Origin of the sequence: Mycobacterium marinum (assembly GCF_003391395.1) — a bacterium.
Taxonomy (GTDB): Bacteria; Actinomycetota; Actinomycetes; order Mycobacteriales; family Mycobacteriaceae; genus Mycobacterium; species Mycobacterium marinum.
This window is the reverse complement of sequence record NZ_CP024190.1, coordinates 3,383,419-3,404,197: the sequence shown is the minus strand read 5'-3', so window position 1 is coordinate 3,404,197 and position 20,779 is coordinate 3,383,419. Positions and strand designations below refer to the sequence as shown.

Below are 20,779 nucleotides of genomic sequence, written 5' to 3'. Positions count from 1 at the left end.
CCCCGAGACGAGGACGAATTTTTGCAGGTGGCATGCCGACGATCCCGGCCCGCTCCGGTGCGCGACGGATCCGTTCGTTGTTGGACCGCCTACACCGCGGTTGGGGACTGCGACTGCCCGCCAAGCCCGTGACCGTTGACAGCGGGACCAGCGGGGGGTGGTCCGTCGGGTCCGCCGGGGCCGCCGGGTCCGCCCGGTCCGGCTGGATCGGGGGGTCCGCCCGGTCCGCCGGGACCGCCGGGCCCAAGCTCGCCCACGCCGGGTCCGCCCGGTCCGCCCGGTCCACCCGGTCCGCCTGGCCAACCTGGGCCGGGGTCGCGCGGGTTGGGTCCTTGGGGACCGAACTCCGCAAGACCGGACAGTTCAATTATTGGGCTGTCTTGGGCGATGGCTGCCCCGGCTTGGGTAGCGGTGGCCATACCCGAACCGACTACCCCGAAGCCGGCGATTACTAGGGCAGTCGTTGCGGTGAAGTGCGCGAATCCTGTCATATGTGTGTTGATACACAGGCGATCTGAAACCAACCTGAAGACTGCAACCGTCGTCGGTGCTGCGCCCGGCGGACGAGGCCGAGTAGCGCCGGTCAGCTCTCAACCGTCCTGCCGGCGGGCGCCCATCGGCGAGATAGCCATGGCGGGTCCGCCATGGGCGAGAGTGCTGGATTAGCGTGCGCGCAGCGTGATGTCGGAGATCGCGGTACGGCTCTCCCCCTTGGTTGTGCCCAGCTTGCTGATCCACACCAGCACATTGGCCGTTTTCGTCGTGCTGTCCACCCGGATGCGGTTGTGCCCCGGATGAAGTGCCACGTTGGGCGTCAGCGCAGTGGTGTCGGACAGGCTGGCCGGAGTCGCGCTGCCGGCCGCACGGATCTGCACTTCGGTCCCGGTGCTGGGCACGTCGATGGTCACCTCGCTCAGCGCGGTCGGCTTGGCAAGCCGCAGTATCAGACCCACCCCCTGCTTGAAGGCGGGGAACGGGGTCGCATCGACATAGGTGTCGGTTGGCCACGCCGAGTTCGGGTCGCCGTCGATGGCGAGGCCGGCCTGCCCGGGATGATCGGGTGTACCACCCGGAGAGAACACGGTGGCCTGCTGCGCTTTCACCACCGGACCCGGTTCGCTGGTCGACCACAACCCGAACCCGTGGGTCAAGACAGCGGCCACCGCAATCGCCGCGATCGCCAGCAGCGCCGCGACGATTGCGAAGGCCCGGCCTTTGCGTGACTTCGAACCGGGGGGTCTGGCCGGTGCGCTGGCCTCGCCCTCTTTCAGGCCCCCCTCGACCTTCAATGCCGACGATCGCCGTCGGCCCCGATTTGCGGCGGTGTAGTTGACGACCGCATCGGCGAACAGGGTGCTGCCATCCCAGATTCCGCTGACCCCGACCGCGTCGCCGTTGGCGAGTTGCCCGGTGATTGACGTGCCGCGCAATTCGACCGGAATGACGGTGTGTGGTTCGCCGGTCGACTCGTAGCGCTGCACGCAGAACAACCAGACTTCTTCATCCTGCTCGGGTCCGGCCGGTCGCTTCTGGACCGAGACGGCGGTGCCGTCCACCGTCATGCGCTCCAGCCGCTTGGTGTGACGCGCCTTGCCGGCAACGGGCTGGTCGGCAGCACCGAGTGAAGCGGTGGACACGCCTGCCTCTGACGGGTATGGCTGAGCATGCGCCGACGGGGCCGTGCCGGACGGACGTGCGGGTTCTAACGCTTCGGCCGACATCTCCGCGTTGACGTCGAACGGCTCGGTGGATGTGGCGCCGCGGCGGGCCTGGTGCTCGGCGATGCTGCCGGGCCCCGCGGCAAGAGCCTTGGCGAAATCGATGCACCGGGGATACCGATCATCGGGATCCTTGGCCAGCGCCTTGGCGAACGCGGCATCAAGGTGCGCGAGTTTGGGGTGGCGCTTGGAGATCCGGGGCGGAGGCATGTTGAGGTGTTGGCCGACCACCACGGCGCGATTCGAGTGATCGAAGGGTGGCACACCGGCCAGCAGGTGGAAGGCCGTCGCCGCCAGCGCGTATTGGTCGGCGCGACCGTCAAGCGGCTTACCGGTGAGCTGTTCGGGTGCTGCGTAGGCCACGGTGCCGATGGCCATTTGGGCCTCGGTCAGACGGTGCTTGTCATCGATTTCGCGGGCGATACCGAAATCGGTCAGCAGTACCCGGCGCCGGGCGCTCTCGGATGGCTCTGTGACCAGGATATTCGCCGGTTTGACGTCTCGGTGCAGCAGGCGACGCTCATGCGCAAAGTCCAGCGCTTCGGCCACCGCGGTCACGATCTCGATGACGTCTTCCAGCGGCATTCCGGACCGGTAGCGCTGTTCCACCAGGTGGCGGGCGTCAGTACCGTCCACGTAGTCCATCGAGATCCACAGCCGGCCGTCGAACTCGCCGCGGTCATGCACGCCGACGATGTGCGGATGCCACAGTGTGGCCGCGAGCTCGGCTTCACGGGTGAATCTGGCGCGGAACTCGTCGTCGTCGGTGGCGTCGAGGGACAGGATCTTGAGGGCGTCCAGACGGGGCAGACGGGGATGCTGGGCGAGGTAGACCTCACCCATGCCGCCGGTGCCGAGCAGCCGCTGAATGACGTATCCGGCGAAAATGTCACCTTCGTTCAGCGGCATATTCGAAAGCCTAGCCGGGTGGCCGCCGCGGCCCGTGGCCTGTCATTGGCCCGCGGGCAGGTCCGGTGCGGCATCGACGGACGGCCCAATCTCGACCGCCGGGGTGGGGTTCTCCGTGCGGCGGGCCCCGCGCGGAGCGCTCAGACGTCGATCACCTGGGTATCGGGGTGAAAGTACTTCCAGGAAAACCAGTACTCGTCGGAGACCGCGATGGGCGTGAGGTTCGCATTGAGCCGACCGCGAACACGGTGTCCGGTGAGGTCCCAGGTTGTTGCGCTGGTCTTGTCGTGCAGCAGCAGGTCCGCACCGAGGCTCAGAGCGACGTCGTGTCCATCGACGCGGGCCCGGAAACCGTTGACGGCACCGTGCACCGCGACTAGGTAGCAGCCCGTCTCCGGGTCCTTCACCACGCCATGCTCGAGCAGCTTGTCCTTGACATAGACCGGGCTCGGGCGGCCTGCGGACTCCAGAACGCCGACGACCCGGGTGCGGGCTGGCATCGACTGATCGCGGTCCTCGCGCCGCAATCCCGGTGTGGCCTGGCTGGCGAGGATCCGCCGCCACACTCCGTGGATGGGCAGCTCGAACGGCCGCAGATCCTTCTCGGTGACGTCGACAACCTGTGGGAGCGGCTCGAGCTGTTTCACATCGGCCCAGGAAAGGATCTGAAACGAAATCATGTTCAGCGTGTGCGGATGCAGCGGGCCGACGATCGAGCTGAAGGTGCCCTGTTGGAAGAACGTCTTGGTGCGCCGGTCCGCGACGATCATGTTGGCGTTCTTGAAGGAGCCGACGAACAGCGGTCCGATGTCGGTGACGTCGAACGGAATGATGCTGCGACACATGGCGCAGTACGTCAGCGAAACGGTGGCCTCGCCGAAGCGGTCGTTGACGATGTGGTGGTGGATCACATAGTCGAGCGGGTAAGCCTTGCTGACTCCCTGGTACTCGATCAGGGCCAGTTGCATGTCGTCGTGCAGGGGCAGCCGCAGCGCATCCGGTGCCATCGGCGGGAAGTCCACCGCGGGGAACACCACTTCCTGGTGCAGGCGGTAGGTGAACACCGTTGCCAGCGCCAATAGCAGCAGAGGCCACAGCGCGGCGAGTGGAAACGTCCCCTGCCGAAGGGCCGCCCACCCGACGACGAGAACGCCCACGGCGAACAAAGTCCACACCGCAGGCTTACGCACCCGGTAGTGGTAGTAGACCCAGGGGGCGGGAAAAGCCGGGATGAGCGTCAGATAGAACGCGCCGGTGCTGACGACGAGTGCGACCAGGGCCAGAACGTAGAGCAGCGCGAGCATCATGCATCCCTTTCGTCGAGCAGGACTTCACCGAATCGGTCCAGCAGGCCCATCGCGGCGCGCAGAGTGTCCCGTTCGGCCGGCGTGAACTCCCCCATCGCCGCGGCTAACCGCCCAAAATGGTCGGGCGCGATTTCTGCGACGAGCCGGCGCCCCCGCTCGGTCAGTTCCACCAGCTGATTGCGCCGGCTTGTCGGATCGGCGCTCCTGCGCACCAGTCCGGCGCTTTCCAATCCGTTCACGATCCCGGTCACGGTGGGTCGTCGTACGGCGATGCGTTCGGCGATCGCCGAGGGCGTATGGCGGCCCTCTGGCGCCGCGCCCAATGTGATGAGCACCGCGAACCGGCCGGACGACAGGCCGTACCGCTGCAGGTGGCTGTCGACGGTCCGCACCAGCCGAACCGAACCGGCAAACAACGAGGTGCCCAGTTCCGCGTCGTCGACGGCGAGTCCGGGTGCGGACGCGGCGACCCATTTCAGCGTCTCTTGCCTGGTGGTCTCGATCGGCTGCGGCAGCTGAGGAACCTTGCGCGTCCCGGACATAGTTAGGAGCCTAATCATTATTGGGCGCGGCGTCGAGACCGCACCCAATCGCTCCGGCATGCTCGGCTACCGGGGCTTGGTTGTGCTGGAATCGGGGTTATGACGCAGGCAGAGCCTTTGACCATGCCGCTGGAAGACGCGATGCGCACACAACGGTCGATTCGACGGCTCAAGAGTGACCCAGTAGACGACTCGCTGGTACTGCATCTGCTGGAGCTGGCCATGAAGGCGCCGACCGGTTCCAACGCGCAGAACTGGGAGTTCATCGTCGTCAAGGACCGCGAGGTGGTCGCCAAACTGGGCCGCCTCAATCGCCGCGCCATGCAACTGTTCGGCCCGATCTACCGGCGTTCCATCGCGCGCCGAGGCGACGAGAAGATGCTGCGGCTGCAGAAGGCCGTGCAATGGCAGGCGGACCACTTCGAAGAAATCCCGGTTGTCGTGGTGGCATGCCTCAGGGGCGTCATCGCGCCCTGGCCGCGGATATCGACCAGCAGCGCCTACGGTTCCATCTATCCCGCCGTGCAGAACCTCTTGCTGGCCGCGCGTGCGGCGGGACTGGGCGCGGGGCTGATCACCGTGCCGCTGTGGAGCACGGTGCTGGCGCGGCGTGCGTTGGGCCTTCCGTGGAACGTGACGCCATGCGCGGTGGTGCCGCTTGGATGGCCGATCGGTAAGTACGGGCCCACCACACGCCGGCCCGTCGCAGAGATCGTTTCGCTGGACAGATACGGGAATCGAGCGTTCCGGTAGGAACCGGTCGCCGGACCCGAATTGCGACCATCCGCCGGGCATCGGATCCGTGAACCCGCGGCGCGGCAACCCTGTGGCGCGCTACGCCCTTGGCCCTACGCTGGCGGACATGGCTATCGAATCCACCATGCTTGCCCTGGGCACCCCCGCACCGCACTTCTCACTGCCCAACCCGGCCACCGGAGCCACGGTCAGTCTCGAGGAGCTGACCGGTCCTGCGCTTGTCGTCACCTTCATCTGCAACCACTGCCCCTATGTCCAGCACGTCGCCGCCGGGCTCGCGCAGCTCGGTCGTGATCTGGCGGATCAGGGTGTGCCGATGGTCGGCATCTCCAGCAACGACGCGGTCACCTACCCCCAGGACGGGCCGGACCAGATGGCCGCCGAGGCTCGCCGGCACGGGTGGACGTTTCCCTACCTCTACGACGAAAGCCAGGACGTCGCCCGCGCCTTCTCCGCGGCATGCACACCCGACACCTTCGTGTTCGATGGCGAGCGCCGACTCGTCTACCGTGGCCAACTCGATGACTCACGCCCACGCAACGACCTGCCGGTGACGGCCGCCGACATCCGGGCCGCCGTCGATGCGGTCTTGGCGGGGCGTGCGGTGCAGCCCGATCAGCGGCCGTCGATCGGCTGCGGCATCAAGTGGCGCTGAGCACGGCGCCATTTGCCGGTTCGCCCCGGCGCTCGCCGCTCAAGCCAGGCCGAGAAGCTGCAGGTCGCTGGCGTACTTGGCGATGATCGCCGGGCCGACATGGGGAATGTCGTTGTCGCGGCCGATTTTCGCCTGCCGTACCGCACCGCGAAACCGTGGTGCGGGCGCGATGCCGCCCCGGATCGGCTCGGCGGGTTCTCGATAGTTCTGCAGCAGCGGAAGCAGTGAATGACGACGCTTGCGATCCGGCAGCGCGTGCAGCGCCGTCTCGAATCGACTCAGCCACTCGTCATAGTCCGGAATGCGCCGGATGGGGCAACCGGCATCGACTAGCCAGTCGACGTACTCGTCCAACCCAACGCCGTCGTGGTGCGGATTCGCCACATGGTGGACCTGGAACCCGTCGTGGCGCCGCGCCCCCAGGGTGGTCACCGCCTCGGCGATGAATTCGACGGGCAATCCGTCGAAGTGGGCGGGCTGGCGTTTGCCGTCGGGGCCCAGCCGGTAGAACGAGGCGGGCGCGATCCCGGTGGCCGCCACACTGAGCATCAGCCGGGTGAAGGTATCGGCGAGGTTGAGCTGGCCGGCGTAGCTGGTGTCCGCCAGGATCATGTCGCAGCGAAAGACCGTGACCGGCAGTCCGCACAGATCGTGAGCCTCACGTAACAGCACCTCGCTGGCCCACTTGCTGGTGGTGTAGCCGTTGGCATAGCTGTCATCGATGGTTCGGGTGCGGCTGATCTCCCGGATGTCGGCGTCTTCGGTGAATGCGGACGGTTCGATCTGGTTGGCCACGCTGACGGTCGAGACGTAGGCATAGGGCTTGCGTTTGGTGGTGAGTGCGAGGCGGAGCAACTCGGCGGTGCCCGCCACGTTGGGAGCGAACAGCTGCCGGTACGACAGCACGTGGTTGACCAGCGTGGCGGGGTCGACGATCAGGTCGACCGTGTCGGCCAGTCGCTGCCAGGTTCGGCCGTCCAGACCGAGACCTGGTTCGCTCTTATCGCCGGCGATGACCTCCAGGCGGTCGACAGCGAGCTGCCGAAAGTGCCCGAGCAGCCGCGGATCGCCGCTATCGAAGGCCGTATCCAGCCGAACCCGGGCTTGTTCGTCGGACGCGGCGCGCACCAGACAGATCAGCTTGCCGCCGACGGCCCGCAACCGGCGCAGCCATTCCAGCACCAGGTAGCGTCCCAGGAATCCGGTTGCGCCGGTGAGTAGCACCGTCCGTGCCCGGGCCTCGGCAGCGGGCAGGCTCGTGGCAGCTGCGAGCGTCTTGGTGTCCAGGAACTTGGCCAGTTTCAGGTCGCCGGCGTGCACCGAGGTCGCCCGCGGCGCGTGCACCGACGCGAAGCTGGGCCCCGACCATCCGGCACCGCGCCGGCTCTCGACGTGGCTGGCCAGCGCTCGCAAATCGGTTGCCGGGCCGAGGATCACACCGACCGGAACATCGAAACCGTAGATGTCGTGTAGCAGGTTGGAGAACGTCACCGCCGATACCGAATCCCCGCCCAGATCTTTGAAGTGGGCCTCGGGCCGCGGCTCGGTGGTTGCCGTGCCCAACAGTGCCCCGGCGGCACGCCTGATGGTCTCGAGCGCCGGCAGCCGCCCACCGGTTTGGCGCAATCGGTGCAGCCGGCAGGTCTGGCTGTCGGCCAGCTCGGTGTACAGCAGCTCCAGACGTGCGCCATAGCGCTGCGTGAGGTGCGGCCGGGCCAGCTTGTGGATTGCGGTGAGCAGGCCGTTCTGCGGCGTGAAGGGGGTTGTCTCGACAATGAAGTCGCGTGGGATCTCGTAGGGTTCCAGACCGGCCGACATGGCAACGCGGTGCAGCGATGTATGGAGCTCGGCCTTGAGTTCGGCGCGACCGTGGCGCGACTGTGCGTCCTCGGTGGGCACGACTACCGCCAGTGGGTAGGCGCGAGCACCGTTGGCATAGACGAAGATCTGCCGGACCAACGGGCTATTGGCAAATATTGCTTCTAGTCGCGAGACCGCGACGAACTCCCCCTGCGACAGCTTCAGCACGTTGTTGCGCCGGTCGAGGTAGGCGAGCCGATCGGGGCCGACTTGGGCCATGATGTCGCCGGTCCGGTAGAAGCCGTCCGGGTCGAAGACCTGGGCGCCGTCTTCGGGGTCCCGGTAGTAGCCGGAAAACAGTGTCCGCGTTTTGACCAGCAGTTCGCCCCGCGGATATGGCCGGTCGGTAAGGAAATAGCCCAGTTCCGCAACGTCGACCAGCTTGTAGTCGATCACCTGGGGACGCTGAACCTCGTTGTTGATGATGACCGTTCCGGCTTCCGTGGAGCCATAGCCCTCCATGACGTCCAGATCGAGCAGGGATTCGACGGATGCTTTCATCTGCTCGGAGATTGGCGCGGAGCCCATCATCGCCAGCGCATACCGTCCGCCGAGCAGCACCTGGCGTAGGTCGGCCGCCACGCGAGCCTTCAGCGCGCCCGGGTCGGCGCCCTCGGCTGTGCCGTCCCGGAGCCGACGGTCGACTTCGCGCCCAAACCTCTCCAACAGCATGTCCCAAATGCGCGGTGGAAAGCCCAATTGGGTGGGCCGGACCAACGCGAGATCATCGAAGAGCGTCGAGAGGTCGCTGCGGGCCGTGAAATACGCGGTGCCGCCGTTGGACAGCGTTCCGTAGAGCACCTGGCGGCCGTTCGCGTGGCTCATCGGCATGAAGTTGAGGGTGATCGAAGGAGCGGTTCGTTGTTCGGTCGGTTCGACCTCGGCTTTCGAGGTGCGCCAGAAGTCCGCCACCCGCTTCCGGGTGTATACGACGCCCTTGGGTGCCCCGGTGCTTCCGGAGGTATAGATCAAAAGCGCCGGTGCATCAGCGGACTGGGTGCCGCAATAGGCCTCGGCCGGCCGCACCGTTCGACCGCGCGCGATGATGGCGGTGAGCGTTTCGACGGTCACCGGGATGGCGGCCAGGCGCGCGCGAGCGGCTTCGAGGGCTTCGCGGTGTGCGTCGAGTTCGGGGCGGTAGTCGAACACCACCACCCGGTGTGGTGCGCGGTGCGACAGCACCAAAGAGATTGCATCGGGCAGGTTTTCGGTGCTCGAGGCGATCAGGCTGGGCTGGGTCTCGGAGACGATATGGCACAGCTGGGCGCGGGCCGCATTCGTCGGCAACGGAACCGATACCGCGCCGAGCAACGTCAGCGCCAAGTCGATGGTGGCGTAGTCGATGCTCGCGAATCCCAGCACACAGACCCGCTGACCGCGATCCGCAAGTGCCTCGGCGGCGAATGCGTTGGTCAATGCATTGGTGCGGTTCCACAACTCCCGGTAGGTGATGGTCTCGAACTCCGCCAACAGCTGCGCCGAGCTACGCCCGGTATTCGGATCGGTAACAACGCGCGTCGCCCGCTGCCCAAGTGCCGGACGTTGCGCGTATCCGTCCATCACCGTCTGGATGATCTGTCGTAATCCCAACCTGGACTTGCTGATTGCGATACCGACCGTCGTACTGGGCCGGGCGGCGGCGAATTGCGCATCGGTGGAGTAAAGCTGCTCGATGCGATGGGCGATCCGCTGTGCACGGGTATCCACACAGGTAATTGACAACAAATTTCACCTCCCGTGGAGGTTGACCCGGATAAGTAGCAGGCCCATACTACTACCCTGGGGGGGTATGGTATACACCGAAGGGAGATTGATGATGAGGATGAAAGTTCGGCCAACCCGATCGCCTTGGCTCCGGCCCGTAGATGACGCGGAGGCGAAGCTGACGCCGGCTGAGCTGGCCGTGCTGAAGTTGCTGCGCACCTAAGTTTCAAAGCGCGTACCGCGCCTTTCCGGGCCGAGTTTCAGGGGCTCGCACACCTGGGCCCGGAAAGGCGCCTCCCTTCGGAGGTCGGAGATCTCCTGTGAACACGATGCATTGGGGCAAGACAAGTGTTGACCATCGCGGCTAGCGCGGCCAACGGCCGACACCAGCACGGTGAGCGACAGCTACCGCTTACCGAGTCCGAGGCCCACGGGATGGGTTTGCTCGAAGAGCTAGGCCTGACGGCGCAGTTCCGCTACTACGGGGGTGATCCCACCGCGTGGCACTGCGAGTTGTTCGACACCAATAGCCAAGCCCGGCAGGGCATCGGGTTCGGCAAGGGCCAAGTCGCCGAAGCGCGCGTCGGTGCCCTCTACGAGGCGCTCGAGCACTACCTGATCCATCGAGAGAGCTTGACCCCGTTCAATATCGAGTTACTGCCCTGCGGGCAAATCGCACACTCGGCGCTATCCGGCGAAGCGTACGCGGCCATCCTCGCCGACCAGCCCGACAACCACATCGCCTGCCGGCGATATCAAACCATCGACGGCAGCGACACTTTGGCCATACCGCAGTTCCTGTCCAATCCGTGGTGGGCGGAGGCGGCCACCGCCGAACGGCGTGCCGAGGTCGGCGACACCGCGGACTACACAGCGGTGGCGCGCTATTCGTCCAACAACGGTTCGGCGATCGGCACGAGCCGCACCGAAGCCACCGTGCACGCGATAAACGAGGCCATCGAGCGCGACGCATTGTCGTTGTTTCTGGCCAAAACGTTTGTTGCCGAGGAACCCGATGCGCCGGTCGCGCTGGCAACCGAAACTCTGCCGAACGAGCTGCTGGAGCTGCTGTGCCGCGTTCAGAACCGAATCGGGCGCCAGGTCTGGCTCATCGACATCACCACCGACTTGGGAGTGCCCAGCACCATGGCGTACTCCCCCGGTTCCCGAGGCCAGTATTTGCTGGGTAGCGGAACCTCGCTGTCGCGGCACTATTCGGTCTTTCGGGCCCTAACCGAGCTGGTTCAAGTCCAGCTCGAACAAGAGCAGGCCGGAGCCGGCCAGGCCGCCAAACGTGTGCTGGCGATAAGTCAACTGGCCGACTATCCGGGGTTACAGGCCGCCATGGCGCTCGATCTCAGCAGGTTCGCCACCTCCATGTCCGCGACGGGATTTATCGACACCCTCGTGGCGTCCACGCCAGACCAGCACCTACAGCAGTTGCTGCAGATGTTGCACTCGCGCGGCTTCACTGCCTACTTCCGGCACCTACACGCCAGCTCCAACGGGGTCACCGCAGTCCACACCCATATACCCGGCCTGGAGCACTTCCACCTGATCACCGACGCGGCCGTGGTCCCCGGCGAACGGGGCCTGGCCGCCATCGGACTCCGCTGACAACGCATTGACGGCGCTGGCATCAGCACCGGCAGTTAGGGACCTGACGTGCGGAAGCTCCGGCCCCACCGGCACCCCCGCCGCCGATGTGTAAGCATTTGGGAATGATCGCACGCAGTTTTGCTCGCATCCTTGGTGCCGCGGTGGTGGCTTTGGGAGTGCTGAGCGCGCCCATCTACAGTCCGACCGCCACTGCCGACCCGTGCTCCGACGTCGCGGTAGTTTTCGCCCGGGGCACCCACCAGGAACCCGGTCTCGGCAACATCGGGCAGGCTTTCGTCGATTCGCTGACCTCGCAGGTCGGCGGGCGCTCGGTGGACGTGTACGCGGTCAACTACCCGGCCAACGACGACTACCACACCAGCGCGTCGCTCGGTTCCGACGATGCCAGCGCGCACATCCAGGGCACCGTCGCTAACTGCCCGAACACCAAGATCGTGCTCGGCGGGTACTCGCAGGGGGCGACGGTAATCGATCTGGCCAGCACCGCGATGCCGTCCACGGTGGCCGATCACGTCGCGGCGGTCGCCCTCTTCGGTGAGCCCTCGAGCGGATTCTCGAGCATGTTGTGGGGCGGTCAACCGCTGCCGACGATCAACCCGCTCTATGGCGCCAAGACGATCAACTTGTGTGCCGCCGATGACCCGATTTGCACCGGCGGCGGCAACATCATGGCGCACGTCTCCTACATTCAGGCCGGGATGACCGACCAAGCGGCCTCATTCGCGGCCGGCAAGCTCAACTGAACTTGCCGCCGCGGCACCCAACCGCGCTACACGGAGTGATCAAAGACTGTCGTCCCGGTACCGGCCGGGCTGTAGTCGATATACACCGGCTGCATCCAGAAGGGCAGGAACCCGGTGTTCATCAGGCCCGACGAAATCACCGTCGGCTGGTAGTCGCTCGTGTTGATAGTAGAGCCGGTCCGAGCCGCTGCTATCGGCATAGACCTGAATGTTGGTGTTGGCCGGCAGGGTGGAGCCGCCGACCACGGAGGATGGGATGGTTCCCATCACGCCACCGGAATCGATGATCGAGGGAACCGCGATCAGCTGACCGCTGTCCACCGAGACCCACAGGGTGGAAATCGGCGCTCCCGTGACCTCGACATTGGGCCCGATCAGCGGGTTGGGGCCGAACACGAGCTCGCCGCCCTGCATGTCGATGAGCAACCCTTGACCCAGGCCTCCGCCCAGAGCCTGAGTCGGGATGCTGGGGCCCGGGCCCACCGCGTTGGGGCCGACCCCGAGCACGCCGTCGACACCGGCGGACTGGAAGTATGCGTCGAACGGGGTGGTCAACGGATTGCTCCACAAGGCGTTGAGCCAAGTCGTCAAGGCGTACGGAGACGTCGGGATGGAGAACAGGACAACGTCGACACCGGTGGTCGAGGTGACGATTCCATTGCCGAAATCCACCGTGGTGGGGTACGTGGCGAATAGGTAGGTCAGTCCCCCGCTGTAGGCGCTCATGCTGATTCCGCTGGGTAGCCCCATACGCAGTAGCCCCAGTGGGCCGCCGACATCCTTGACTTGCATCACCAGTCCGGCGGATCCGGTGTCAATCAGAACCGGGGTGCTGTGTCCGCCGTTGACGTTGACGTTGACCACCGGTTCAGTGACGTTGACAACCTCCAGCGGCACGGTACGACCGTCACCGCCCGCACCGCTGACCCCGTAGTCACCCAGCAAGAAGCCGCCGGTGCCGCCCGCACCGCCCGTCCCGAGATCCCCGCTGATGCCGAGGCCGCCGGCGCCGCCGTTGCCGCCCCCGCCGAACAGGCCCGCCGAGCCGCCGAGTCCACCTGTCCCACCGGTGCCCAGGGCGTTGGCGCCACCCGTCCCGCCGATTCCACCGCTACCGAAGAGCCATCCGCCGTTGCCGCCGGCACCACCGGTTGCGCCGGCACCGCCGGTGCCCCCGGCGCCACCGTTGCCGATCAGCCCGGCCGAACCACCGGCCCCGCCGACTATCCCCGACCCAGTCTGGGAGTAGCCAATGCCGCCGTTGCCGAAGAGCAGCCCGCCGGCTTCCCCGTTGGGGCTGGTGGCGGTCCCATTCGCTCCGTTGCCGATCAGGGGACGCCCGAGCAACGCTTCGGTGGGCGCATTGATCGCCCCGAACACGTCGCGTCCCAGCGTGTCCAGTACCGACACGGACTGGGCCTCGGCGGCCGCGTATGACCCGGCCGATGAGTTCAGGGTCAGGGCAAACTGCTGTTGAAATGCGCTGAGCTGCGTGCTGATCGCCTGGTATTCCTGGCCGAATCCGGCAAACAACGTCGCGACCGCGGTCGATACCTCGTCGGCCGCTGCGGCGGCCAGGCCCGTGGTCGGAACGGCAGCTGCCGCATTCGCCGCGCTCAGCGCCGATTCGATGCTCTGCAATTCTGCAGCCGCTGATGTCAGCCACTCGGGCGCCACCACCAGAAGCGACACGCCGCTCCCCTCCGCATCAACCCTTGATGTTGTTGCGAGTAAGAGTATCCAGATACCCGCTTCCCCACCCCGGTTTTACGCACAGGTCATACCGCGATTCGCCTTCCCGCACCGGTCTGAGGTCGCGATCGACCGGCTTCGGCCACCCGCTTGTGCGAGGTGAAGCCGACCGATCGCGATTATTTCTGCGCTTGTTGGCCGCGACGCAGTAGTCTCTGCGCGCGAGGGCACCAGGCGGCGGAGACGAAGGGTCGGGATATGCGATTGGTGGTCGATCTCAATAAGTGCCAGGGCTACGCCCAGTGCGTCCCGCTGGCGCCCGAGGTATTCAAGCTGGTCGGCGAGGAAGCGCTGGCATATGACCCCAACCCCGACGACTCCCAGCGGCAGCGGGTTTTACGTGCGGCGGCGTCGTGTCCGGTGCAGGCGATCATCCTCGAGGTGGACCCGCCGGCAGATCGGGACACCAAATGAACCCGGGGTCGTTGGTCGGCCAACTCGTCGACACCTTCAAAGCCCAGGGACGCGTGGTCATCGTGGGCGCTTCGCTGGCTGGCCTACGCGCTGCGGAAGCATTGCGGGACAGGGGTTTTGCGGGGCATCTCACCATCATCGGAGACGAGCAGTACGAACCCTACGACCGGCCTCCGCTGTCTAAGCAGGTGCTCAAGGGTTGGGTGCCGGCACATCACACCAAGCTGCCCCGGCTGCGTCCGGTTGACGCGCAGTGGCGGTTGGGCGTGGCGGCGGTGGGTCTGGACCGGTCCACCCGCCAGGTGCTGTTGGCCAACGGTGAACGGGTGGAGTACGACCGGTTGCTGATCGCTACCGGAACCCGGGCGCGCCCCTGGTTCAACCCGCAGGAGGCTGCGCTCGAGGGGCTGTTCACGGTGCGCACTTGCGATGACGCCGAGAAGCTGGCCGCGGCATTGAAACGGCGGCCACGCCGGGTGCTCATCGTCGGCTCGGGTTTTGTCGGGTCGGAGATCGCTTCGGTGTGCCGGGATCTCGATCTCCCGGTGACGGTGGCCGAGCGTGGCAAGGCGCCACTGGTTGGTGCGCTTGGCGGTGTGATCGGCGATATCGCGGCAAAGATGCAGTTGGACGCCGGAGTCGACCTGCGGACCGGCGTGGCGGTAGAAGGCCTCGAGGGCGACGCGGAAGGACACGTCCGGGCGGCCCGCCTTTCCGATGGAACCGTGCTCGACGTGGACGTGGTGGTCGCCTCGCTGGGCTCGATCCGCAACGTCGAATGGCTCGAAGGCGCGCAACTGGCAAGCGGGTTCTGGGGGGTGGCCTGCGATGCGGGCTGCCGCGCATTCGACATCAACGGAGTGGTGACCGACAACATCTTCGTCGCCGGAGACGTAGCGCGGGCCCCGCATGTGCTCTACGAGTACGAATTCATGTCTCAAGAGCATTGGGACAACGCTGTTTTCGGTGCCGAGGTGGCAGCCAACAACATGATCAGCCTGGAAATGGGTCGGCGCCCGCACCTGCCGCTGCCCTCTTTCTGGTCGGGGCAGTTCGGCGTCAACATCAAGAGTGTCGGCGTGTGCTCATTCGGCGACGAGATCGTATTCACCCAGGGATCGATCGAACAACGTCGCTTCGCGGCCGCATACGGCTACCGTGGCCGCATCGTCGGCGCGGTCACGTTCGATCACGGCAAGTGGCTGCCCTACTACGCGAGCCTGATTGAGCAGTCTGCCCCCTTCCCGCCGCCCCCGCCGGGCTATGACTGCCCCGTCGGTTGCGAGCCGATGCCGGCCCGGTTCCCGGACCCACGCGAACCGACCGCAATGCCCGATGTGGTGCTGACCGGACACGATCCGACCTCGCGGGGTGCCGAATTCCGGCCCCGCCGAGGCTGACTTGCTGCGCAACTGGTGACATGAGGATGTGAGGAGATGGCGATGAATGCCGAAACCGCTTGGGCCGAGGCGATGAAGTTCGAGAACCGCCCCAACCCCTATCCCTATTTCGACGAGTTGCGCAAGACGCCGGTGGCCAAGGTTGCCGAGAAGACCTATGTTGTCACGGGCTACCGCGAACTGCTCGCCCTGGCTCATGACCCGCGGATCAGCTCCGACATCACCCGAAGCCCTTCGGGTTTCGGTGGTGAAGCCCCCCAGCCCGAACCGGGCAGCGAACACGTGCAGGCCTACGGACAAGATGCCAGCATCATCGTCTCCGACCCGCCCGATCATGACCGGGCCCGCCGGCAGGTGATGCGTCATTTCGCCCCGCCCCACTCCCCCGACCTGATTCCCAGCATGGAGCCGTTCGTGGTGCGGCTGGCCAACGACCTCCTGGACCAGGCCAGCGCGCGCGGTAGCACCCGTCTAGACGTCGTCGAGGACTTTGCGTACCCCATACCCGTCGCCGTGATCTGCAAAATCCTCGGCGTGCCGATCGAGGACGAGCCGAAATTCCACGCCTGGATCTTCGATTTCATGGCGGGCACCGACCTCGGCCCCGAGGGAGACACCGAGGAGGGACAGGTGCTGGCCGAGAAAGGCCGGGTCAGCACCGCGGCATTGACGGACTATTTGGGCGACCTGGTGCGCAGCTATGCAAAGACCCCCGGCGAGGGCTTGTTGTCCAAGCTCCTGCACGACGACGGACCCGATGGTCCGATGTCGGTGCCAGAGACTACCGCCAATGCCCTGCTGTTGCTGGTCGCCGGCCATGACTCGACGGTCAACACCATCACCAACTGTGTGATGACGCTGCTGCGAAACCCCGGCTCGTGGGATCTGGTGCGCCAACGCCCGGAGTTGATTCCGCGCACCATCGAAGAGGTGCAGCGACTGCAGTCGGCGGTGCAGTTCTTCCCCAGCCGCAGCGCCACCGATGAAATCGAGATCGGCGGAACGGTGATTCCCGCGGGTTCGGCGGTGCACCTGATTTACGCCGCGGCCAACCGGGATCCGCGGCGATTCGACAACCCGAATCGGTTCGACCCGCTGCGCGAGGACAACGAGCATTTCGGTTGGGGCAGCGGGATCCACACGTGCATGGGTGGCCCGCTAGCTCGGTTGGAGGTCAACCTCGCCTTGGAGATCTTCCTGCGGCGGGTGCAGTCCCCCAAGCTGGTGGTCGACCCGCCTCCGTATCGGCACAATCAGGTATTTCGCGGGCCCCGCCACTTGTGGGTGGATTTCGCAGCGATCACCGAATAAATTGCACGACTCAGTGAGCGGTTGCGCGCCTCGAGGGAGTCAAGGGCGTGTCAGAAAAAAGGATAGCTAGGTTATTTGTGTCTTACGGCCACAGTTGGCGGTGGCTGCAATTTGCTAATCCGAGCAATACGTTGATTCCGCGGCGCTAACCATGGATGTCACGTCCGCGAACGTAATGCCTTTTTCGCCCAAGGTCGTGTGAATGTCCTGGGCTATCGCGTCCGGCGTCTTGCCGCTCATGCGGTCAGCGCAGATCTGGTGACCCATGGAGACGATGTCGGAATCGTCTCCCGCTGGCCAGGTAAACCCCAGCTTGTGCATCTGGGCGAGGAACGCGTCATCGGTCGCGTCGGCCGTGGCGACAGCGGTGCCGAATACTAGCGCGGCACCAACCGCGACAGGGGCAGTGCAGGCGGCTAGCCAGTGACGTGCAGACATGTCATGCCCGTCCTTTCTTTCCGGGATAAAGATCCGATGCGGAGTCAGCGAGTGTGCGCAGTACGTGAAACAGATTAAGCCCGCCGGCTTAGCCGCGCTAGATCCAAAACTATTGCCCATTAATACTTATCCAAATTTCCAGAGTCAACCTGGGATATATTTCGCTACTGCATTGTTTTAATGCTGGTTCAGAACGCGGCGGGCGGTCGAAAACCGCATATTTCGGCGCGGGGAAATGCCGGCCATTTACCCGAACTTCCTGCGGTTCGTTCTCGGCCGCGGCGGCCCGCAATCATGCTGGGCCGCAAGAGGTTTCGGCGCGGCGATCAACACCGGGTTCGGATTGCCGGGATCAGTGCGGCAACAGGCGTTGCTTCTGCTCGGTGAACTCCTCCTCGGTGAGGATCCCCGAATCGCGCAGGGCCGCCAGCTCACGTAGCTCAGCGGCAATGCTGGTGATCGGCCCGGTTGGCGCACCGGTCTGCGGCGCTGTTTGATCACGGGTGGTAGCGCCGCCGGGCCGGTCTCGCCGTCCCAGGCCGCCGGTGCCGGCGATCGCCCGGCCCGCGACACTGGCCAATGCCATCTGTCCCAATAGGCCGCCGCTAGAGGCTTCGGCGGCGGCCGCGACGCTGGTGCCGGGCAATTCCAGGGCAAGCGTGCGTATTGCCGGCGCCGACACGGTCCAGGCTGACGGTACCGAGAGCCCACTGATGGAATTCGCCTCACCCAAACCCGCCGATATCGCCGACCCGCCCAGGTTGGTGATCGCCGCCGGGAATGGGGTTGGTGGCACCGAAGCCAGCCCTGGCCAGGTCTCGAGCCCAGCCCACCCACTGACGATGTCGTCGGTGTGTACACCGATCAGATAGCCGACGATGTCGTAAGGCAGGGCCGTGATCCCGACAAATGAGTCGACACCAAGTCCCGCTGCGCCAATTTCCGGGTCGATGAACAGCCCGCTGAGGTCAGACAACAGATCCAGCAGCTCCAGCGGCGTCAGCGTTGGGAGCGCCGCCGGTGCGGCCAGGCTGTTGAGCGTATTGGGGACGGCGGCCAACGCCTGCGGCGTGCGCGCCACGGTGGACTGCACGTTGCCCGCCGACGTCTCGGCGACTTGGGCGACCGCCGCCGCTTGCGTCGCTAGCCCACTGGGCGCGGTGTCCGACGGCGGTGAGTCGAAAGGCGTCAACTGCGTCGCGGACGCCGACGAGCCGGCGTAGCCATACATCGCCGCGGAATCCTGGGCCCACATTTCGGCGTACTGCGCCTCGGTACTGGCGATTGCCGGGGTGTTCTGACCGAAGAGGTTGGTTGCCACCAACATCATCAGCAGAGCGCGGTTGGCCGCCACCTCTGGCGGTGGCACCGTCTCCGCGAACGCTGCCTCATAGGCGGCCACTGCCGCCGCGGCCTGACTGGCCGCCTGTTCGGCTTGGGTGGCAGTGATTCTGGTCCACGCCACGTACGAGGCGGCGGCAGCAGCCATCGACACCGATGACGGACCGACCCAAGGGCCGGTAGTCAACCCCGCGACCACCAACTGATACGAGCTTGCCGTCGAATGCAATTCGGCCGCCAACCCGTCCCACGCCGCCGCGGCGGCCAGCATCGGCCCGGACCCGGGACCGGCATACATCCGGGCAGAGTTGATCTCTGGCGGTAGTAGTGCGAAATCCATCTCGTGTCACTCCGATCGGTCTAGCGAACGCCAGCGTGTTGGCGGCGTCGGTGACGGCATCCTAGGTTGCTCGGCCACTACCAAGTCGGCTAACGGCCGCCCTCCCAGGAACATGACACGTCCTTGAAACACGACAGGTCCGTCAACCCCGGGGTCCGGTGCGCATTCCGAATGGCCTGGATCCGCGGTGCTTTGTCATCGCGGTATAGACCGGGTAGACAAGGGTGATGCGGCTGGACCACATCGTTTTGTGGACGACAGATCCCCGTGCCGCCGTGGATTTCTACACCCAAGTGGTGGGGCTTGCGCCGGTACGGGTCAGCGAGTTCGAGGCTGGAGACGCACCGTTTCCGAGTGTGCGGGTTTCTGCCGACTCCATCATCGACCTGCTGCCGCGGGATAGCGTTGCCGACACCGAAACCCTCACCGGAGGCCCGGGCAGCGCCGGCCATCGGGTCAACCACGTCTGCCTGGCTATGACGAAAGCCGAATACGACGCGCTCGATCAGCGCTTGCAGGCGGCCGGTGTGGACACCAGTGCGCGGCTCAACCGCAGCTATGGCGCCCGGGGATGGGCGCCGCAGGGATATTACTTCGCAGACCCGGACGGCAATGTGGTCGAAGCCCGGTACTACGAGTGACCAATCGGGCCTCGCGCGCAGCGTGCCGGACTGCCGTCGGAGGCGAAAACGCGGGCACTGAAAGTCTTTTCAGCGCCAGCCGTATTCGTTGCCAGGTCGTCGGCACCTGGGTGAGGCGGGTGTCGCCCGACTGACAAACTTCGACAGTCGTGGTTGATTGGGAGTGTGCGTTGCACCGATGTTGGGGTTGTCGGGGCCGGGATCGTCGGTCTGGCTACCGCCTACGCCCTGTCCCTAGGCGGCATCTCGGTGACCGTCTACGAGCGTGGGGTGCCCGGTCACGGGCAATCAGGCGGTGAGTCGCGCATCTTTCGGCATGCCCACGACGATGCCCGCATGGTTGCCCTCGCCAAAAGGAGCCGGCTGATCTGGGACGAATGGGGGCGGCGCCTGGGTGTGGAACTGCTCTGCAGTGATGGAGTAGTGGCTATTGGCCCGGTGGCCGAGCGTCGGTTGGGTGTGCTCGAGGCCGTCGGCGACTGCCCTGCGCGGCGGATCGGCACCGACGAACTGCACCGTCGGCTACCGATCTACGCGGACTTCGACGGCGTCGCGGTGCTCGACGAGCGCGGTGGGGCGATTCGCACCACGCGGGCGATATCGGCGCTCACGGCCGCGCTGGCTGACCGGTTGGTCACCGACGAGGTCCTGCTGGTCCGCACCACCTCCGCCGGCACGGTCGAAGTTCGCACCGGCGGCGCGGTTGCCGAGCATGGCCGCCTGGTCGTGTGCGCCGGGCGCGGGACCGCTGCGCTGGCTCGCGGTGTCGGTCTAGCGCTACCCGTGCGCGAGGGCGCCCACGTGCGTCTCACCTATCGCGTTCGCGGCGAACCGCCACCTCGGCTGGCCTGCCTGCAGGACGGCGCCACCAGTTTCGGTGAGACCGGCATCTATGCGGCCGCGGAGGCAGGCAACCGGCGTTACGCCGTCGGACTCAACGAATACGTTGACGCCCCCGGCGGTGGCCTGCTGGCGCCCGCCGCGCTTGCCCGGCTAGGCGAGCGGGCCAATGCCTACGTTGAGCGCGCTTTGCCGGGGCTTGATCCCGCTCCCGTCGACATCCGGCATTGCTGGGTCACCGAGCTACCGTGGGGTTCCGACGGCGTGGGGGTCTGGCAGCGCGACGGGATCTTCTTCATCGCCGGGCACAACCTTTTCAAGCACGCACCGGCGCTGGGCAGCGAGCTGGCCGCGGCCGCCGGTGATGACCACCTGTTCGACGACTTGCGGCCCGAGGCACAGCTGGGTTCGCGAAGCCCGCAGTAGCGGCCGGCGGGCATGAGCCAGCGTCTGCACGCGTTGCGTCGATTAGTTCATCGAACTATAGT

16 protein-coding genes and 1 pseudogene are annotated in these 20,779 nt (G+C 65.9%); 10 read left to right on the top strand and 7 right to left on the bottom strand.

Annotation, left to right across the window (positions count from 1 at the left end):
* The first annotated feature begins 32 nt into the window (after positions 1-32).
* Positions 33-455, top strand: coding sequence for a hypothetical protein (locus tag CCUG20998_RS28125; protein WP_051173365.1), 423 nt, complete (start codon positions 33-35; stop codon positions 453-455).
* A 207-nt stretch (positions 456-662) separates the two neighbouring features.
* Here CCUG20998_RS28125 and CCUG20998_RS14365 read toward each other — a convergent pair whose 3' ends face one another.
* The 3 genes from CCUG20998_RS14365 to CCUG20998_RS14355 form a co-directional block, all read right to left on the bottom strand.
* Entirely contained in the window at positions 663-2,627 is a 1,965-nt protein-coding gene (locus tag CCUG20998_RS14365; protein WP_020729172.1) for a serine/threonine-protein kinase, read from the bottom strand.
* 140 nt (positions 2,628-2,767) lie between these two features.
* A complete protein-coding gene (locus tag CCUG20998_RS14360; RefSeq protein ID WP_240642801.1) occupies positions 2,768-3,934 on the bottom strand; it encodes a DUF3179 domain-containing protein in 1,167 nt (388 codons plus the stop codon).
* Positions 3,931-4,476: a MarR family winged helix-turn-helix transcriptional regulator gene (locus CCUG20998_RS14355; RefSeq protein WP_020729170.1), complete on the bottom strand. Its 546-nt coding sequence runs from the start codon at positions 4,474-4,476 to the stop codon at positions 3,931-3,933. Before CCUG20998_RS14355 ends, CCUG20998_RS14360 begins: the two co-directional genes overlap by 4 nt.
* Before the next feature lie 123 nt (positions 4,477-4,599).
* Here CCUG20998_RS14355 and CCUG20998_RS14350 point away from each other — a divergent pair, with 123 nt between their 5' ends.
* Together CCUG20998_RS14350 and CCUG20998_RS14345 are read left to right on the top strand one after the other, a co-directional pair.
* Positions 4,600-5,229, top strand: coding sequence for a nitroreductase family protein (locus tag CCUG20998_RS14350; RefSeq protein ID WP_012394634.1), 630 nt, complete (start codon positions 4,600-4,602; stop codon positions 5,227-5,229).
* A gap of 109 nt (positions 5,230-5,338) precedes the next feature.
* A complete protein-coding gene (locus tag CCUG20998_RS14345; protein ID WP_020725429.1) occupies positions 5,339-5,887 on the top strand; it encodes a thioredoxin family protein in 549 nt (182 codons plus the stop codon).
* Positions 5,888-5,926: 39 nt separating this feature from the next.
* Here the strand turns inward: CCUG20998_RS14345 and car are convergent, their stop codons facing one another.
* Complete coding sequence (car, locus tag CCUG20998_RS14340) at positions 5,927-9,454, bottom strand: carboxylic acid reductase (RefSeq protein WP_406682418.1); 3,528 nt, start codon at positions 9,452-9,454, stop codon at positions 5,927-5,929.
* A 345-nt stretch (positions 9,455-9,799) separates the two neighbouring features.
* Between car and CCUG20998_RS14335 the strand changes: the two genes are divergently transcribed.
* Together CCUG20998_RS14335 and CCUG20998_RS14330 are read left to right on the top strand one after the other, a co-directional pair.
* Positions 9,800-11,068 (top strand): YcaO-like family protein, encoded by a 1,269-nt coding sequence (locus CCUG20998_RS14335; protein ID WP_020729167.1) that lies wholly within the window; start codon positions 9,800-9,802, stop codon positions 11,066-11,068.
* 104 nt (positions 11,069-11,172) lie between these two features.
* Positions 11,173-11,814 carry a cutinase family protein gene (locus CCUG20998_RS14330; protein WP_020729166.1) on the top strand — a complete coding sequence of 214 codons (642 nt, stop codon included), beginning with the start codon at positions 11,173-11,175 and terminating at the stop codon, positions 11,812-11,814.
* A 26-nt stretch (positions 11,815-11,840) separates the two neighbouring features.
* Here the strand turns inward: CCUG20998_RS14330 and CCUG20998_RS14325 are convergent.
* Positions 11,841-13,506, bottom strand: a pseudogene (locus CCUG20998_RS14325) (PecA family PE domain-processing aspartic protease).
* 258 nt (positions 13,507-13,764) lie between these two features.
* Between CCUG20998_RS14325 and CCUG20998_RS14320 the strand changes: the two are divergent.
* Genes CCUG20998_RS14320 through CCUG20998_RS14310 form a run of 3 tightly spaced genes read left to right on the top strand, consistent with a single transcriptional unit; the run spans position 13,765 to position 16,691 of the window.
* Positions 13,765-13,980: a ferredoxin gene (locus CCUG20998_RS14320; RefSeq protein ID WP_015355775.1), complete on the top strand. Its 216-nt coding sequence runs from the start codon at positions 13,765-13,767 to the stop codon at positions 13,978-13,980.
* Entirely contained in the window at positions 13,977-15,380 is a 1,404-nt protein-coding gene (locus CCUG20998_RS14315) for an NAD(P)/FAD-dependent oxidoreductase (protein WP_020729163.1), read from the top strand. The genes CCUG20998_RS14320 and CCUG20998_RS14315 overlap by 4 nt, the downstream gene beginning before the upstream one ends.
* Positions 15,381-15,422: 42 nt before the next feature.
* Entirely contained in the window at positions 15,423-16,691 is a 1,269-nt protein-coding gene (locus CCUG20998_RS14310) for a cytochrome P450 (protein WP_231389682.1), read from the top strand.
* A gap of 114 nt (positions 16,692-16,805) precedes the next feature.
* On the opposite strand, the gene CCUG20998_RS14305 is transcribed toward CCUG20998_RS14310, so the two are convergent.
* Together CCUG20998_RS14305 and CCUG20998_RS14300 are read right to left on the bottom strand one after the other, a co-directional pair.
* A complete protein-coding gene (locus CCUG20998_RS14305) occupies positions 16,806-17,129 on the bottom strand; it encodes a DUF732 domain-containing protein (protein ID WP_020725423.1) in 324 nt (107 codons plus the stop codon).
* Between the two features lie 352 nt (positions 17,130-17,481).
* A complete protein-coding gene (locus CCUG20998_RS14300) occupies positions 17,482-18,810 on the bottom strand; it encodes a PPE family protein, SVP subgroup (protein ID WP_020729161.1) in 1,329 nt (442 codons plus the stop codon).
* A 227-nt stretch (positions 18,811-19,037) separates the two neighbouring features.
* Between CCUG20998_RS14300 and CCUG20998_RS14295 the strand changes: the two genes are divergently transcribed.
* A complete protein-coding gene (locus CCUG20998_RS14295; protein ID WP_036449986.1) occupies positions 19,038-19,451 on the top strand; it encodes a VOC family protein in 414 nt (137 codons plus the stop codon).
* A gap of 165 nt (positions 19,452-19,616) precedes the next feature.
* The gene (locus CCUG20998_RS14290) at positions 19,617-20,717 is read left to right on the top strand and encodes an NAD(P)/FAD-dependent oxidoreductase (protein ID WP_020729160.1); all 1,101 of its coding nucleotides are present in this window, start codon (positions 19,617-19,619) and stop codon (positions 20,715-20,717) included.
* Positions 20,718-20,779: the final 62 nt, after the last annotated feature.

Excerpts from the sequence above, each read along its gene's own strand:
- CCUG20998_RS14350 (WP_012394634.1), top strand. The coding sequence starts at position 4,600 with ATGCCGCTGGAAGACGCGATGCGCACACAACGGTCGATTCGACGGCTC.
- CCUG20998_RS14310 (WP_231389682.1), top strand. The coding sequence starts at position 15,423 with ATGAATGCCGAAACCGCTTGGGCCGAGGCGATGAAGTTCGAGAACCGC.
- CCUG20998_RS14320 (WP_015355775.1), top strand. The coding sequence starts at position 13,765 with ATGCGATTGGTGGTCGATCTCAATAAGTGCCAGGGCTACGCCCAGTGC.
- CCUG20998_RS14330 (WP_020729166.1), top strand. The coding sequence starts at position 11,173 with ATGATCGCACGCAGTTTTGCTCGCATCCTTGGTGCCGCGGTGGTGGCT.
- CCUG20998_RS14315 (WP_020729163.1), top strand. The coding sequence starts at position 13,977 with ATGAACCCGGGGTCGTTGGTCGGCCAACTCGTCGACACCTTCAAAGCC.
- CCUG20998_RS14305 (WP_020725423.1), bottom strand. The coding sequence starts at position 17,129 with ATGTCTGCACGTCACTGGCTAGCCGCCTGCACTGCCCCTGTCGCGGTT.
- CCUG20998_RS14345 (WP_020725429.1), top strand. The coding sequence starts at position 5,339 with ATGGCTATCGAATCCACCATGCTTGCCCTGGGCACCCCCGCACCGCAC.
- CCUG20998_RS14365 (WP_020729172.1), bottom strand. The coding sequence starts at position 2,627 with ATGCCGCTGAACGAAGGTGACATTTTCGCCGGATACGTCATTCAGCGG.
- CCUG20998_RS14295 (WP_036449986.1), top strand. The coding sequence starts at position 19,038 with ATGCGGCTGGACCACATCGTTTTGTGGACGACAGATCCCCGTGCCGCC.
- CCUG20998_RS28125 (WP_051173365.1), top strand. The coding sequence starts at position 33 with ATGCCGACGATCCCGGCCCGCTCCGGTGCGCGACGGATCCGTTCGTTG.
- CCUG20998_RS14300 (WP_020729161.1), bottom strand. The coding sequence starts at position 18,810 with ATGGATTTCGCACTACTACCGCCAGAGATCAACTCTGCCCGGATGTAT.
- CCUG20998_RS14355 (WP_020729170.1), bottom strand. The coding sequence starts at position 4,476 with ATGTCCGGGACGCGCAAGGTTCCTCAGCTGCCGCAGCCGATCGAGACC.
- CCUG20998_RS14360 (WP_240642801.1), bottom strand. The coding sequence starts at position 3,934 with ATGATGCTCGCGCTGCTCTACGTTCTGGCCCTGGTCGCACTCGTCGTC.